General features: G+C 73.0%; 12 protein-coding genes. 5 read left to right on the forward strand and 7 right to left on the reverse strand.

What is annotated here, in order from left to right:
- Window positions 1–73 precede the first annotated feature (73 nt).
- The 4 genes from ACT2CW_RS00720 to ACT2CW_RS00735 form a co-directional block, all read right to left on the reverse strand.
- Entirely contained in the window at window positions 74–1,846 is a 1,773-nt protein-coding gene (locus ACT2CW_RS00720) for a serine/threonine-protein kinase (RefSeq protein ID WP_445515148.1), read from the reverse strand.
- A 77-nt stretch (window positions 1,847–1,923) separates the two neighbouring features.
- Window positions 1,924–3,672: a serine/threonine-protein kinase gene (locus ACT2CW_RS00725; RefSeq protein WP_445515149.1), complete on the reverse strand. Its 1,749-nt coding sequence runs from the start codon at window positions 3,670–3,672 to the stop codon at window positions 1,924–1,926.
- 231 nt (window positions 3,673–3,903) lie between these two features.
- Window positions 3,904–5,286: a M64 family metallopeptidase gene (locus tag ACT2CW_RS00730; RefSeq protein ID WP_432045108.1), complete on the reverse strand. Its 1,383-nt coding sequence runs from the start codon at window positions 5,284–5,286 to the stop codon at window positions 3,904–3,906.
- A 214-nt stretch (window positions 5,287–5,500) separates the two neighbouring features.
- Window positions 5,501–6,874, reverse strand: a complete 1,374-nt coding sequence (locus tag ACT2CW_RS00735; protein WP_445515150.1) for an alpha/beta fold hydrolase — start codon at window positions 6,872–6,874, stop codon at window positions 5,501–5,503.
- A 67-nt stretch (window positions 6,875–6,941) separates the two neighbouring features.
- Here ACT2CW_RS00735 and ACT2CW_RS00740 point away from each other — a divergent pair, with 67 nt between their 5' ends.
- The 3 genes from ACT2CW_RS00740 to ACT2CW_RS00750 all read left to right on the forward strand — a co-directional run bounded on the left by ACT2CW_RS00740 (window position 6,942) and on the right by ACT2CW_RS00750 (window position 10,886).
- A complete protein-coding gene (locus ACT2CW_RS00740; RefSeq protein WP_445515151.1) occupies window positions 6,942–8,399 on the forward strand; it encodes a helix-turn-helix domain-containing protein in 1,458 nt (485 codons plus the stop codon).
- Between the two features lie 457 nt (window positions 8,400–8,856).
- Window positions 8,857–9,525, forward strand: a complete 669-nt coding sequence (locus tag ACT2CW_RS00745) for a response regulator (protein ID WP_137978400.1) — start codon at window positions 8,857–8,859, stop codon at window positions 9,523–9,525.
- Complete coding sequence (locus ACT2CW_RS00750) at window positions 9,522–10,886, forward strand: sensor histidine kinase (RefSeq protein ID WP_445515152.1); 1,365 nt, start codon at window positions 9,522–9,524, stop codon at window positions 10,884–10,886. The genes ACT2CW_RS00745 and ACT2CW_RS00750 overlap by 4 nt, the downstream gene beginning before the upstream one ends.
- Window positions 10,887–11,044: 158 nt before the next feature.
- Here ACT2CW_RS00750 and ACT2CW_RS00755 read toward each other — a convergent pair whose 3' ends face one another.
- A complete protein-coding gene (locus tag ACT2CW_RS00755) occupies window positions 11,045–11,422 on the reverse strand; it encodes an STAS domain-containing protein (protein ID WP_138916076.1) in 378 nt (125 codons plus the stop codon).
- 311 nt (window positions 11,423–11,733) lie between these two features.
- Between ACT2CW_RS00755 and ACT2CW_RS00760 the strand changes: the two genes are divergently transcribed.
- On the forward strand, window positions 11,734–12,312 hold the full coding sequence (locus ACT2CW_RS00760; protein ID WP_164425460.1) for a sigma-70 family RNA polymerase sigma factor: 579 nt from the start codon (window positions 11,734–11,736) through the stop codon (window positions 12,310–12,312).
- 413 nt (window positions 12,313–12,725) lie between these two features.
- Window positions 12,726–14,078 carry a zf-HC2 domain-containing protein gene (locus ACT2CW_RS00765; protein ID WP_445515656.1) on the forward strand — a complete coding sequence of 451 codons (1,353 nt, stop codon included), beginning with the start codon at window positions 12,726–12,728 and terminating at the stop codon, window positions 14,076–14,078.
- Window positions 14,079–14,093: 15 nt separating this feature from the next.
- Here the strand turns inward: ACT2CW_RS00765 and purU are convergent, their stop codons facing one another.
- Window positions 14,094–14,963, reverse strand: a complete 870-nt coding sequence (gene purU, locus ACT2CW_RS00770) for a formyltetrahydrofolate deformylase (protein ID WP_164425458.1) — start codon at window positions 14,961–14,963, stop codon at window positions 14,094–14,096.
- Window positions 14,964–15,014: 51 nt separating this feature from the next.
- A complete protein-coding gene (locus ACT2CW_RS00775) occupies window positions 15,015–15,461 on the reverse strand; it encodes an SCO4402 family protein (protein WP_166483137.1) in 447 nt (148 codons plus the stop codon).
- Between the last annotated feature and the right edge of the window lie 119 nt (window positions 15,462–15,580).

A 15,580-nucleotide genomic window follows, 5' to 3' on the forward strand; every position in this document is an offset into this window, starting at 1 on the left:
CCCGCCCGGCGGCTTTGGGTACCCGGCGGTAACAACTTTCGCCGCCGGCCCCGGGCGGACCCGCCCAACTCCCTCAGAGCTTGTCGATCTTCAGATTCCGCACGATCCGCTCGTAGAGCTCCTCACCGTCCCTGTGGGCGTCACCATTGGCGGGCATGGAGACCGTCAGATCCCAGGCGACCTTGGCCTTGTTGACATAGAGGTGATCGCGCTTCACATACCGGATGGGGTTCTTGTTGCTGCTGGTGCCGTACGGCAGATAGGAGGTGATGACGTCCCGCGCCTCCTTCCCCTGCTGCTTCGACCCGGCCTTCTCGCTCCTGGCCTCCTCGACCGTCGCCCCGCCGCCGTCCTTGTAGAAGGCGACGATCTGGTCCGCCGCCGCGTCGAGGTTCGCGGGGTCGTTCTCGCCGTCGGGGGTGGACCGCCGCAGGGAGACGCTGAAGACACCGCTGGGGTCGTAGTACGTGACCACCGGGTTGTCCGAGTCGCTGTCGTCCTGGACCCGCCGGTACTCGCCGGGCACGGCCAGGGAAGCGCCCACGACATCGCGCTCCTCCCGGACCGTCCAGCCCGGCGGCAGCCCCTCACCGGAGAACGGCTTCATGATCGTGAGCACCAGGGCGGCCGCCACCGCCAGCACCAGACCGCCCAGGGCGAGTTGCGCCTTACGGTTCCTGTGCAGGATGGGCGGCACGAAGCGGCTGCCCGTGGACTGCCCGCCGCCCGGCGGGTATCCGGCCGTGGTGAGCATGGTGGGCACCGACTGCGGCTCCCGCGCCGCCGCCTCCAGGGCCTGCCGCACCTCCGGCGCCGCGGGGCGCATCGCCGGGTCCTTGCGCAGCAGTTGCATGATCAGCGTGGCGAGCGGACCGGTGGCCCGCGCGGGGACCTGCGGTTCGGATCCGAGCACGGCCTGGAGGGTCGCGGGGGCGTGGGAGCGGCGGAACGGCGACATGCCCTCGACGGCCGCGTACAGCACGACGCCCAGCGACCACAGGTCCGACTCCGGCCCCGGCCGCTGGCCCAGCACCCGCTCGGGCGCGATGAACTCGGGCGAGCCGACGAAGCCGCCCGTCTCGGTGAGCCGCTGCTCGCCCTCGATCTGCGCGATGCCGAAGTCGGTGAGCACCACCCGGTCGCTCCGGCCGAGCAGCACGTTGTCCGGCTTCACATCGCGGTGCAGCACACCCGCCTCATGGGCCGCCGCCAGCGCGCCGAGCACGGCGAGGCCGATCCGGGCCGCCTCGCGCGGATCCAGCGTGCCCTCCATCAGCCGGTCGCCCAGCGACTGGCCGCGCACCAGCTCCATCACGATCCAGGGGCGGCCGTTCTCGACCACCACGTCGTGGACGGTGACGACGGAGGGATGGTCGATCCGGGCAGCGGCGCGCGCCTCGCGCTCCATCCGTTGATAGACGGTCTGCCGCTCGCGCTCGGGGAGATGGTCGGGGACGCGCGGCTCCTTGACCGCGACATCGCGGTCCACGATCTGGTCGTGCGCCCGCCAGACGGTGCCCATACCGCCGTGGCCGAGGCGGGAGACGAGCTGATAGCGGCCGCCGATGAGCCGCCCGCTGCTCGGGTCCTGCGCGGCGGGCCGGTCTCCGGCGGGCGCCCCTTCGGCGGGCGCCCCTTCGGCGGGCCGCTGTCCGGCGGGCGGCTGGGCGCCGCCGCGCGGATCGGCGAACCGCGTCGGCTCGTACACGCCCCGAGACGGCCCCGCCGCCTCGGCCTCGGGCGCCTCGGGTGGCGGCTGCGGCGCCGGCACCGGGGCGGCCGGAGCGTGCGGTGGCCGCAGGCTGTAGCTGGTGGGCTCGTTCGCCCGTCCCCCGTCGTTCGTCATGCGCCCATCATTACCCAGTCGGCGGCACCGCTGTGGAGACGCCGTGGGCGCTCGTGACAAAGCCGTTGCGACGTCGCTCAGTTCTCCGCGCCGGTGCGCGCGAACGTGGCGGCGGCGGTGTCGAAATGCCGCTTGCCCAGGGATTTCTCGCCTACGGGGGCGGATAGCCACAGGTCGTACATTTTGCCGTTTTCATTCCAGCTCAGGTCGTATGTCTGCCGTGAGCCGCCGTCGTCGGCCGAGCCGTTCCAGATGAACGCCCATAGGGCGGCGGGGCGGCCGTTGTGCTCCGTCTCGATGACCTGGCCGCTGCGGTAGCCCGGATAGTCCTGCGGGCCCTTGGCGTCCGCCTTACGGCTGAGCCCGAGCGGGCCCTCGGGGCTCTGCTCCTGGACGTGGATCCCGATCCGGAACTCCATACCGGGCGAGTTGTAGTAGACCCGGGGCGCCTTGTACTCGCGGGCGAACCCCTCGGGCACGGCGAGCGAGAAGCCGACCGGGTCCTTGACCAGCTCATAGCCGTCGGGGATCCGGGTCGAGGGGCTCGCCGTGGGCTCGGAGTCCTTCACGGGCCGCTGCGGCGCCTTCTCGGGGGCGCTCGGGCTCCGCGAACTCTCCTTGTCGGCGCTCTGGTTGTCCGCACTCTGGCTCGTACGCCCGCCCAGCGACGCGTCGCCGTCACCGCCCCCGTCGTCCAGCAGCGCGACGACGCCCGCGGCCACGCCGGCGAGCGCGACCACCGCGGCGGCCGCCATAAGGACGACACGGCCGCGCCCGCCACGGCCGGAACGGGCCCGGGCGGCGGGCGCGGCAGGAGCGGCAGCGGCGGCAGCGGGAACGGAGGCGGCCGGGGGCGCGGAGGCGGGGAACGGCGCGGGCGAGGACATCGGAGACACCGGGGGCGGCACGGGTACGGACGCCGACGAACCGCGGCCGTCCGGGCCGAACGGCACGCTGGGCTGGGTCGGGGTGTACTCCAGGGGGATCTCCGGGGTGTCGCCCACCTCCTGCGCCATCAGCAGCATCCGCTCGACCTCGTCGGCGCCCAGCCGCTCCTCCGGAGCCCGCCGCAACAGCCCCTCGATGACCGGCTTCAGGGGTCCTGCCGCCTCCGGCACGGGGATCTCGTCGAAGACGACGGCGTGCAGCACCCCGGCCAGCGACTCGCGGTGGAACGGGGATTCACCGCCCACCAGCGTGCAGAGCAGCACACCCAGCGACCACAGGTCCGACTCCGGCCCGGTGCGCCGCCCCGACATCCGCTCCGGCGCGGTGTATTCGGGCGAGCCCACGAACGAGCCGGTCTCGGTGATCGTGGTGGACCCGGTGACCTGCGCGATCCCGAAGTCCGTCAGCACGACCCGGCCGGTGCCCGCCTCCACGAGCACATTGGCGGGCTTGATGTCCCGGTGCAGCACCCCGCGCGCGTGCGCGGCGCGCAACGCGCCCAGCAGCGCGACCGCGATCCGCCCCGCCTCACGCGCCCCGACGGGGCCGTCCGCGCCCAGCCGGTCGGCGAGCGAGAGCCCGTCGACCAGCTCCATGACGATCCAGGCGCAGTCGTCCTCCTCGATCACATCGTGGAGGACGATCACGTTCGGATGCTTGATCTGTGCGACGGTCCGGGCCTCGCGCAGGGTGCGCTCGCCGCGCAACTGCGAGTCGAAGGCGGTGAGCCCCTCGTCCACATGGAGTTCCTTGACCGCGACATCACGGCCCAGCAACTCGTCGACGGCCCGCCAGACCGTGCCCATTCCGCCACGTCCGAGCCGCGTGGCCAACCGGTAGCGGTTGGCGATCAGACGGCCTTCTCCCCCGTTGCCCATGGGCTCATCTTGCCTCACCCCACGAAGGCCCTCGAACACCGGACCACGGACCCGCCCTCACGGGCGATTGAGCCCGGGCGCGCCATACGGAAGTCTGGGACCCGCCGATGTTAAAGGGGCGGACCGCGGCCGCCCCTTATCGGGTACAAAGCCGCCCCTTATCGGGTACAAAAGTGGGCCGCCCCGCAGCGGGGGTCCACGGGGCGGCCAGTCAGAGAGGGACAGGAACGGTCAGCCAGTGACCTTCCACGTCCGGGAGCCGCTCAACAGCTTCCGCAGGGCCGGGTCCTTCACCGCGCTCGTGCCGTCCGTCGCCTTCGCGGTGACCTTGTGGGTCGTACCGTCGCTCGGGACGCCCAGCCCCGCCGGGGTGACGCTCGTCTTACCGTTCGCGGCGGTGACCTCCGTACCGTCCACGTACCACTTCAGCGACGCGCCCTTGGGCACGTCCACCTCGATGGCCGCCGACCGCTTTACGGCCGTCGCGGTGGCCGTACGGCTGCTGAGCGCGCCGGCGTGGCGGTAGAAGCCCGCGATCATCGCCTCGCGGCCGGGGAGGTTGAACTCCCGCCCCAGGGTGCGCATGATCGAGTTGTCGGTGGGGCGGTTGATGCCCTTGGGGTAGTAGCGGCCGCCTTCGTAGGCGCCGACCGTGCCGCCGTCGGGCGAGGTCTGGCCGATCCAGCGGTACCACTTCTTCTGCTGGGCGGTCAGCTGCGCCGCGCTCAGCTTCGTGGCGTTGGACTCGTCGGGCTCGGCGCCCGTGTAGGTGCCGTACTCCGGGTAGAAGTACTCGTCGGCCAGCTTGCCGAGCGAGTGGCCGGTCTCGTGGACCGCGATCTGGTCGGAGTCGGCGTGGTCGGAGGCGGCGGTGGCGATGCCGTCGTAGCCGACCTGCGAGGTGAGGGTGTAGCCCGCGCCGCCGTACTTGGTGGAGTTGGACAGCACGACCACCAGATCGGCCTGCGGCGCCTTGGCCGCGTAGGACTCGACCTTGGCGGTGTCCACGCACAGCAGCCGCTCGATGTCGTCGCACCAGAAGTACGAGTCGAGGGCGGTGTCCTTGACGACGTCCCTGGACGGGTCGCCGGAGACGCCGGACTGGTTGGAGACGGCGTCCACGGTCCAGACGTTGAAGAGGTCCTTGTACGAGGCGTAGGGCTGCACGGCGGACATCTGCTGCCACTTGGAGCGCGCGTCGGCGTGGAAGTCCTCCTGCTGGCCCGCGGTGTAGCCGTCGCCGATGAAGACGACGTCCAGCTTGTCGGCCGTGGTGCCGTTGTCGACGACCGAGCCGACCTGGCCGTCGGCGGCGGCCTCCTTGGCGGACAGGGAGCGGGCGGCGCGGGCCAGCCGCTCGGGAGTGGCCGCCGGGACCTCGGTGTGGCGGGGGTGGCCGCCCGGGCCGGTGAAGTACTCCACGTCCAGGGCGCGCCGCGACGAGGCGGCGTCGGCGGCGGACGAGGCATCGGCGGCCGACGAGCCGGAGGCTCCCGGCGACGCCGTGGCCGGGGCGGTCATGGCCGCGGCCGCCGCCAGGGCGATGCCTCCGGCGACGGCCGCGGTGCGCAGGGGAATGCGGCTGCGTATGCGGCTCCGTATGCGTCTGCGCACGGTGACTCCCGAAGTCCTCGCGATAAGCGGCCAGTTAAGCAGGATTAATTCGCCGCTCAACCTAAGGGCTCCGGGTGTCGGGGGCAATGGGAATTAGGGAAGTGGCTAGGAAATCGGGCACCGCACAACCCTGCGGCGCGCCCCTCGCTCACCCCCTCCCCACCTCCCGGTCAGACCCTCCCGACCTGCGGCTCACCCCCTCCCGACCTGCCGCTCAGCCCCTCCCCGCGCCGTCCCTCCCGTCACGCGCCAGCCGCAGCAGCCGGTCCAGCACCCGGCGGCCCCCGGCCCGGATCCCGTCGTGCTCGAACTCGTCCGTCACCCAGGTGCGCAGGCCCCGGATCGCCCGGGCGGTGGCCAGGGAGTGCTCCGTGTCCACGTACAGGTCGTCGTGGTAGATCACGGCGGCCACCGGCACGGTGTTACGGGCCAGCCGCTCGGTGTCGTACAGCGGGCCCCAGCCGGTGCGCGCGGCGAGCAGTTCGGCGGTGCGGGCGAGCGGGCGCAGCGCCGCGTGGGTGTCGAGCATCCAGGGGTGCACCGTCTCGCCCGTAAGGAGCACGGGACGGTCCTCCGCGACCGCCTTACCGGCGTCGAACGCGGGGAATTCGGCGCGGACCCGCTCCGCGGCCCAGTCGGTGGCCCGGCCGTCCTGGGCGTAGCTCGGCTCCAGCAGGAGGCTGAAGAGCGGGGTGGCGGCGCGCGAGAGGACGGCCGCCACCTGCTCGCGGAAGGCGTCGCTCAGCCGCGGCCCGTCGGCGGTGGGCACGAACGCGTCCTCCAGGAGGTAGTGCAGCCGGTGCGAGCCGTCACCGGCGCCGAGCAGGAAGCCGAGCTGCTGGAGGGCGGGGACGGTGAGCCGGGTCCCGTCCGTCAGGACCTCCTCGTGGTCGGTCAGATGCCGCACCAGGGCCCGGACGGCGTCCGCGTCCCGCGGATAGCGGGCGTAGTGGGCGAGGGTCTTGCGCTCCATCCGCGGATAGGCGGTCCGGTAGACGGCGTCCGCGTCAGTGCCGGGGTCGATCGCGGGCAGCCCGCCGGCCAGCAGCACCGCGTCCAGCCCCTCGGGCGCGTGGGACAGGTAGGCCACCGCGCAGAAGCCGCCGAAGCTCTGGCCGAGCACGGTCCACGGGCGGTCCCCCATGAGCCGGCGCCGGATCAGCTCGCAGTCGCGGACGATCGCGTCGGCGCGGAAGTGGGAGAGGTACTCGGCCTGCTCCTCGGGGCCGCCGCGCAGCGGCAGCGTCTGGCGGTTGGCCGGAGTGGAGCGGCCGGTGCCGCGCTGGTCGAGCAGGAGCACGCGGTATTCGTCCAGCGCGCGGTCCAGCCAGCCGGAGCGGCCCACCGGACGGTCCGCGCCGCAGCCGGGTCCGCCCTGGAGGTAGAGCAGCCAGGGGAGCCGCTCGCGCTCGGCGGCGGATTTGCCCGCGGCGACGACCTCTCGTGCGTAAAGCCGGATCAGCTCGCCCTCGGGAGCCTTATGGTCGAGCGGTACGTCGAAGTGATAGTCGGCGAGAAGCAGTTCCGGCTGACGGACGGTCGTCACGGCGCCCGGCCCGGCCGGTACCGCTGTGCTTGCCTGCTGCATCCTTCAATCCTCACGTTAAATGGACTTAGCCCGGCGATTAAGTTACCGCCGGGGAGAAGAGGGCACGGTGGCCGACAGAAGCGCCGGTGACGGGCGGACGGCGGGAACGGTGACGGGGGCGGCCGGGGCGGAGTCGACCGCCGAGATAGGGCGCCGGGTGCTCAGACTGCGCACCGAACGCGGCTTCACCCAGCGGCAGCTGGCCGAGCCCGCGTACACCGCCGCCTATGTCTCCACCCTCGAGGCCGGGAAGGTGCGCCCCTCCGAGGCCGCGCTGCGCCATCTCGCGGACCGGCTCGGGGTCAGCTACGAGGAGCTGACCACCGGCCGCTCACCCCGCGACGCCACCCGGCTGCGGGCCGCCCTCACCGACGCCCGGCGGGCGCTGGCGACCGGCGCCGCCGAGGACGCCGCCGGGCTCTTCGCGGAGGTGCGCGACGAGGCGGAGCGGCTCGGGTTCGCCGAGGAGCGCTCGGCGGCCCTGCTGGGGCTCGGCGACTGCGCGCTGGAGACCGGCGACCTCACCGTCGCCCGGGACCACTTCGAGGCCGTGGAGCGGCTGCTCGCCGGGGAACCGCTGCCCCGCCGGATCCCGGCGATCCGCGGCCGGGCCGTGGCCCATCTCCTCGCGGGCGAACTGCGCTACTCCTGCTATCTGCTGGAGAGCTCCATCGACGAGCTCAACGCCTCGGGGCTGCACGACCCGTACGCGCTGCTGCTGCTCTATACGGCGGCCATCGCGCCCTATATGGACATGGGGGCGCACGCCCGTGCCGTACGCGCCGCCGAGTTGGCGCTCGCGCTGGCGCCGAGCGTGGACGACCCGGGGCTCATCGCCCGGATGCACCGCGGAGTGGCCCGCACCCTGATCGCCGAGGGGCGGACGGCCGAGGCCGACGCCTCCCTGGCCAAGGCGCAGGAGCTGTACGAGCAGCTGCGCATCCACACCGACCTGGCGCACTGCCACTGGATGCGCGGCTATGTGCACGCCCAGGACGGCAATCTGGAGCGCGCCGAGCGCGAACTGCGCACCGCCCGGGACATGCTGGCCTCCAAGCGGGCCGCGCTGTTCACCGTGCAGGTCGAGGTCGAGCTGGCGGATGTGCTGCGCCGTCGCGGCCGTACGGCGGAGGCGGAGGCCCTGCTGCTGCCGCTGCTGGCGCGCACCCCGGCCGCGGGGGCCGCGAACACCGCCGGAGAGCCGGACGCGGCGCCCGGTGAGGCCGGGCTGACCGCCGACCGCGGCGCGGTCCACGCGGGCGGCGCCCACCGGCTGCTTGGCCTGATCGCGGACGAACGGGGCGACGCCGAGGCCGCGGAGGAGCACTACTGCGCGGCGCTGTCCCTGCTCGAACGCACCGGCGCCGCCGGAGATCTGGCCGACCTCTGTCGGCTGCTGGGCGATCTGCTCCGCCGGGAGGGCCGTCTGGAGGCCGCGATGGACGCCTACCGCACCGGGCTCGGCCACCGCGCCGCGCCCGGCACCACCACCCTGGGCCCGGCCCCCGCCGAGCCCCCCATGTGAGGCGTCCATCGGCCCCTCCCGCCCCCACCGACCGCCCGCCCGGCCCCTCCCCGTAGCTTCTCGGGGGCCGGCCGGCGCCTGGGTCGCCGGGCCGAGCGCCTGGTCGGGGCGCACCGCACGGCGGGCGGTCGGAGAGACGAACAGGCCGCCGCGTGTGGGGGTCGCGGCGGCCTGACCGCGGCAACGCCCCGCTGCCGTGTCCGCCGATCGCGCATCGGGAGGCACTCCGGCGCGGTCACGGGGCTGGGGTTCGGGATGACCCCACGGGGTGATGCGGCTTGACATCCACTCTGCCTGCCGGGAGCCGCCGGGGAAATCCACCATTGGTCTGTCGTCACCCCCTCCGACCGGCGGGGGTGTTCCCGCCCACTGACGGAGCCAACCACTCCATATTCGCTCTCCGATGAGGCAGGCTGTCCGGGCAATGGGCATGACAGCTGAGGCGAGGGAGCGGCCGGTGATCCGTGTGGCTGTGGTGGACGACGAGGCGCTCGTACGATCCGGTCTGCGACTGATCCTGGGCACGGCCCCGGACATCGAGGTGGTCGCCGAATGTTCCGGAGCCTTCGCGGTGGACACGGTGCTGGGCAGCAAGGCCGATGTGGTGCTGCTCGACATCCGGATGCCGGACGCCGACGGGCTCAGCGTCCTCAGACAGTTGCGGGCCGCGCCCCGCTCCCCCGCGGTGGCGATGCTGACGACCTTCGACGTCCAGGAGTACCTGGCGGCCGCGCTGCGCGCCGGAGCCGCGGGCTTCCTCCTCAAGGACACCGATCCGGAGCAGCTGGTACGGGCCGTGCGCACGCTCGCCGAGGGCGGCAGCGTGCTCGATCCGGCCGTCACCCGCGCCGTGATCGGCGGCTATCTCGCCGCCGAGGCGGAGGCGACGGCCGCCGAGGCCGTCGAGGCGCTCACCCCGCGCGAGCGCGAGGTGCTGACGCTGCTGGGCGAGGGGCTCGCCAATCCGCAGATCGCCGAGCGGATGGGGCTGGCGCCCAGCACCGTCAAGGACCATGTACGGGCGGTGCTCGGCAAGTTGGGCGGGCTCAACCGCGTCCAGGCGGCGATCGTCGCCGACCGCGCCGGGCTCGTCACCAGCCGTCCGCCGATAGGTGGCCCCCGATGACCGTCTCCCCGCTGCCCCCGTCCCGGAGTTCGTCCCCCGGCACGCCGGACACACCGGGCGCGCCCGGTGCGCCTGGTACGCCCGGCGCGCCCGGCGCGTCCCCGGCCGCGTCGTCCGCGGCCGCGCCCGCCTCCGCCCCCTCCTCGCCGCCGTCCGCCCCGGTCTTCCGGCGGCGGCCGCCGCAGCGGGTCATGCGCTGGGGCTCGCTGATCGTCCCCGTCCTGCTCGCGGTCGCCGACGCGCTGCTCGTCAACGGCGTCACCTTCGGCCTCGAGCTCAATGTCTCGCTGGTGGCGGCGGCCGCGCTGCTGGTGCGCCGGAAACTGCCCGCGCTGGTCTTCCTGGTGACGCTGCCGGGGATCCTCATCGGCTACGTCTGGTTCGCGCCGATGATCGCCCTCTACACGGTGGCCCGGCTCCGCCCCGACCGGCGGCTGCTGGGGGTCTCCGCGCTGCTGCTGGCCGCCGCGCACTTCATCCCCTGGCCGGTCTCCGACTTCGAGCCGACCGCGTACCGGGAGAACACCCTCACGCTGATCGACGCGTGCGTGACCTCGGTGGGGCCCATCGCGCTGGGCCTCCTGGTGCGTACGCGCGGGGAACTCGCCGCCCGGATCGAGGACCTGACCCGCAGCCGCCGCCGCGCGGACGAGCTGATCGCCGAGCAGGTGCTGTCCACCGAACGCGCCCGGCTCGCCCGCGAGATGCACGACGTGGTCGCCCATCAGGTCAGCCTCATCAGCCTCCAGGCCGGTGCGGTGCAGATCAGCGCGGAGGACGCGAAGGCGCGGGAGGGCGCGCGGACCATCCGCGAGCTGTCCGTGCGGACCCTGGACGAACTCCGCCATATGGTCGGCATCCTGCGCGCGGCGGGCGGCGACCACGAGGAGCTGACCCCGCAGCCCCGGCTGGCCGACCTGCCCCGGCTGATCGAACTCAGCGCGCTGGACGTCAGCTTCGAGACGGACAGCGCGACCCAGCGGCCGGGCCACTCGGAGGCGGTGGAACGCGCCGCCTTCCGCATCGTCCAGGAGGCGCTCACCAACGTCCGCAAGCATGCGCCGGGGGCACGGGTGACGGTACGGGTCAACGACGCGCAGGCGGAGGGGCCGGAGGCGGCGGACGGGACGGCTCACGCGGCCGAGGAGACGCGGGGCCTGCGGGTCGAGGTGCGCAACGGCCCGCCCGACGCCTCCGCCGTGGCCCCTGGGCTGCCGGGCGGCGGTCACGGTCTGGTCGGGCTGCGGGAGCGCGCACAGCTGCTGGGCGGCACGCTGGAGGCCGGGCCCACGGAGGAGGGCGGCTTCGTCGTACGGGCCGACTTCCCCAAGACCCCGCGCGTCACGGGCCCGGCGGCGTGAACGGACCGCATGGCGCCCCGAAGGGGCGCGGGCCGGGCTGTGTCGATATGCGGCTCCGCCGCGGCTGTGTCGATGTGCGACTCCGCCGCGCGGGCGCGACCAGCCACGACGCGGCCGCAGACGCACGACGGCATTTCGCGGCACTTCCCGCGGAGCGCCTAGGCCGACAGGGAGTCGACCGCGTCCTCGTCGTCCTCGTCCAGCTCCGTGGCCGCCCCAAGATCGGGGTAGACGTCGAACAGCCGCCGCACTCCCAGGGCCGCCAGCACCCGGTGCACATGCGAACCGTGCGCGGCGTCCTGCGGCGGCAGGATCAGCCGCAGCCGGCCCGAACACGACCGCATCAGCCGACGCGCCGCGATCAGTACGCCGACCCCGCTGGAGTCGCAGAACCGGACCTCCGAGAGATCCAGAACCAGCCAGTGGCGGCCCTCGGCGACCGCGTCGTGGACGTGCTGCCGGACTGCGGGCGAGGTCACCAGGTCCATCTCTCCCGAGACCTGGAGAACGACCCACTCCCCCCGCCGGTCCTCCATCACCTTCAACGTCACGCGCCCGAAGCCCTTCGCTCGCCGCTAACCGGAATTTGCTGTTCCCGGGCGGCTGCCCGCCCGTCGGCGCATGAAACTCCCCCAGGCATACGCCTTGAGGGACGACCCTATGCCGGGCCGAAGCGTTTCGTCTCCCCGATCCTGCGCAAAGCGACCGTCCCCATACCATGCGCAGCCACGTTCTCACGCACTTTGCCTGATGGGCGCGTGTTGTGAGAGCCACCGGCATTACATTCGATATGAACGTGGGCATAGTGCCTGGAGGGCCGGCCGGACAACTCGGGATTGGGGGCCGCATGGCGAACGACGCACCGCCCCGCTGGGACCGCAGGATGCAACAGCGGCTGGCGCGCGGCGAAGCGGCCGCGCTCGCCGAGCTCTATGACCGTTTCGCCTCACTTGTCCACACTTTGGCGCATCGGGTCCTCGAGGACGACACCGGTGCCGACCGCGTCACCCGGGAAGTCTTCGGCTACGTCTGGGAGAACCCGGACGCGTACGACCCCCAGCAGGGCTCGCTGCGCGCCTGGATCGCCATGCTCACCCAGCGCCAGGCGGTGCACCGGCTACGCGCGTCGCAGACCGCCTCGGCCTGCGGGGACACCCTCACGGGCGAGGCCCTGGAGGAGCGGATCCGCGAGGCGTCCGTGGCCGCCCGCGCCGACTACATCGTCACCTCGATGCCCGCCCCGCTGCGCGCCGCCCTGGAGCTCGCCTACTTCGACCGCCGCGACTACCGGCAGGCCGCGGCCGCCCTCGGGGTGACCGAGGACGAGGCCAGGCGCCGCCTCCGGCTGGGCCTCCAACTGCTGTCCACGGCCCATGTCCAGCCGTCCCGCACGGTCTCGCCTCCCGGCTACGGGCGGGCGCTGTGACCGGGCGCGGCGGGCCGGACCCGTACGACGACGCCTTCGGCGAGGGCTCCGGCGGCTCCGGGGACGGAAGAGACGGGCCCGGACGGGGCGGCGACGCGGATCTGCCGTCCCACCCCGCCGGGCCACCACGCATACCGCCGCCGCGGTCGGCCGCCGAGGACAGCGGCCACTGGCCGGGCGCCCTGGACGGCGGCATCCCCGCCCCGCGCCCGCCGACGGCGGACGAGACACGGGCGGACGAGACACGCGTGAACAAGGCAGCGGCGGAACGGACACCGAAGCCCGGACCGGAGCCCGAACCGGGACCGGGGCCGGAGCCCGAACCGGCCCCCGACCCGGAACCCGCCGCGGGCTCCGAACCGGAAGCGACACCGAAACCAGCGCCGCGCCCGGGCCATGAGCCGGAGCCAGCTCTGGGCCCCGAACCGGAACCGACCCCGGGCCCCGCCCCGGAGGCGAATCCGGAACCAGAACCGGAGCCGCACCCGGAGTCGCGTCCGGCCCCGGAACCACCTGCCTCCGCGACACCGCCCGCCTCCGCGGCACCGCCCGCGCCCGCGGTCGCGCCCGACCCACTGCCCGCGCCCGTGCCACCGGCCGAGCCCGCCCCACCGGCCCCGCCCCTGGCGGCGCCCACGCCCTCCGCGGCCCATCCGCTCTCGCACGACCTGCTCCGCTCGCTGCTCGGCGCCTGGGCGCTCACCGCGTGCTCGCAGGAGGAGACCTCCGCCGTCGAGGCGCATCTCAACCACTGCCCCTCCTGCGCCGAGGAGGCGCTGCGGCTGCGCGACGCCGTCGGGCTGCTGCACACCGAGCACAGCCTGGACCTCGACCCGATGCTGCGCTCCCGGGTGCTCGCGGGCTGTCTGGGCCGCCGCCCGGCCCGGATACCCATGCCCGGCTGGGCCGGTGCCTACGACGCCGAGGCCGCCCGGCTGGACGCGCTGCTGCGCGACATGGGCGAGGCCGAGTGGCGTGCGCCGGTGCGCCTCAAGTGGTTCGACGGGCGGCGGCTCACCGGCCGGGACACCACCGTCGCCGGGGTGATCGGCCATCTGATGGTCGTGGACGGCATCGTCGCCGCCTCCCTCGGCCTCCCGGACCCGATGGGCGCCGCCGCCCCCGGCTCGCCCCTGGCCCGTACGGAGGCGTACTGGCACCACGAGCCCGGCGCCGCGTACGGGGCCGGTCCGCCCGGTGCGGTACGGGAGTTGTGGCGCGAGCAGGGCCATGCCCTGGTCCGTACGGCGTCCTTCGCCGGGCGCGGGGTCGCCGAGCTCGATGTGGAGTACGGGGACTTCGCGCTGCCGATCCGCGACGCGTTCCTCGACCGTGCCCTGGAGTGCTGGGTGCACGCCGGGGACATCGCCGAGGCCATCGACTACCCCTATGAACCACCGGCCTCGGCCCATCTCAAGGCCATGATCGACCTGTGTGCCCGGCTGCTTCCGGGGACCCTGGCCGAGCGCCGCCGGGCCGGGCTCGCGGCCCCGCCCCGCCGGCTGGTCGAGGCGGGCACCCCGGGCCGTACGCTCCATCTCCAGGTGGAGGGCACGGGCGGCGGCGACTGGTACATCCCGTTGGACTCCCCGGCGGCGACGGCCGCGCCGGAGGAGGCGGTGGCGACGATCGCGCTGGACCAGGAGGCGTTCTATCTGCTGGCGTCCGGGCATGTGCCGCCGCAGGAGGCGGCGGCGGGCCTGTCCGGGGACACCGAGGCGATCCGGGATGTGCTCTTCGCCACAGCGTCCCTGTCCCGCCTCTGAAGCAGGTGCTCCGAGTCAGTCGAAGACGACCGTACGGTGCCCGTTGAGCAGCACCCGGCGCTCGCTGTGCCACTTCACGGCGCGGGCCAGCGCCTGGCACTCCACATCGCGGCCGACCGCCACCAGCTGGTCCGGGGTGAGCCCATGGCCGACGCGCTCGACCTCCTGCTCGATGATCGGGCCCTCGTCCAGATCGGCGGTCACATAGTGGGCGGTGGCCCCGATCAGCTTGACCCCGCGCGCATGCGCCTGGTGGTACGGCTTGGCGCCCTTGAAGCTCGGCAGGAAGCTGTGGTGGATGTTGATGATCCGGCCCGACAGCTCCTTGCACAGGTCGTCGGAGAGCACCTGCATATAGCGGGCCAGCACCACCAGTTCCACATGCTCCGCGCGCACCAGGTCCAGCAGCCGGGCCTCGGCCTCCCGCTTGGTGTCCTTCGTCACAGGGATGTGGTGGAACGGAATCCCGTAGGAGCCCACCAGCTCCTGGAAGTCGGTGTGGTTGGAGACCACCGCGGCGATCTCGACCGGCAGCGCGCCGATCCGCGACCGGAAGAGAAGGTCGTTCAGGCAGTGCCCGAACTTGCTGACCATGAGCAGGATGCGCATCTTCTCGTCGGCGCGATGGATCTCCCAGTCCATCCGGAAGGACTCGCCGACCGCCGCGAAGCTGGCCCGCAGATCCGCCACCTTCACCGGCGAGACGGCACGGAAGGCCACCCGCATGAAGAAGAGTCCGGTGTCACGGTCCCCGAACTGCTGACTGTCCTCGATGTTGCAGCCGGTCATGAACAGATAGCTCGACACGGCGTGCACGATCCCCTGCTTGTCCGGGCAGGACAGCGTCAGGATGTACTGGTCGGGGACGGGATGCGACTCGCTCATGACTCCATAGCGTCCCACACCCGCGACAGCGCCCCACACCCGCGACGTCGTTCAGACCGCCTGCGTCATGATCGCCAGTACTTCGAGGGTGCGCGGTGGGATGTCCGGATCCTCGCCGTCGTTGGTGGCCAGCCGCACATGGGCCTCGCGGGCCGCCCGTACGGCCTCCGGCCAGCCATGGTGCTCGAGGTACGCCGAGACGGGGGCGTCCGCGCCCGCCTGGTGCATGATCCTCAGCACCCGCAGCACGGCGACATCGACAAGCGCCGCCTCCTGCGAGTCACGGAAGATCGTGCCGACGTACTTCTCGGCGGACCAGTTGTCCAGCCAGGTGTCCTCGACCAGCCGGTAGACGGCGTCCGTCACATCCCCGTATCCAGGCTGGCCGGCCAGCCAGCACTCCTGCTGGAAGACGGGGTCCGAGAGCATATGCAGCGCCGAGCGCACATTGGTGCGCCAGCGCCACCAAGGCATGTCGTTGGCAGGCATGGCCCCCATGGTGGTCGAGCGACGGGCGCGACGGGAAGACTTCTCCGAACCTTGCACAGTCACTGATCGTACGTTCTTCACACATAGAGACGGATCAGCCCCCGCTGTTCACCTCTACGTCACCATCC

The organism is Streptomyces sp. NEAU-174, from assembly GCF_052665095.1.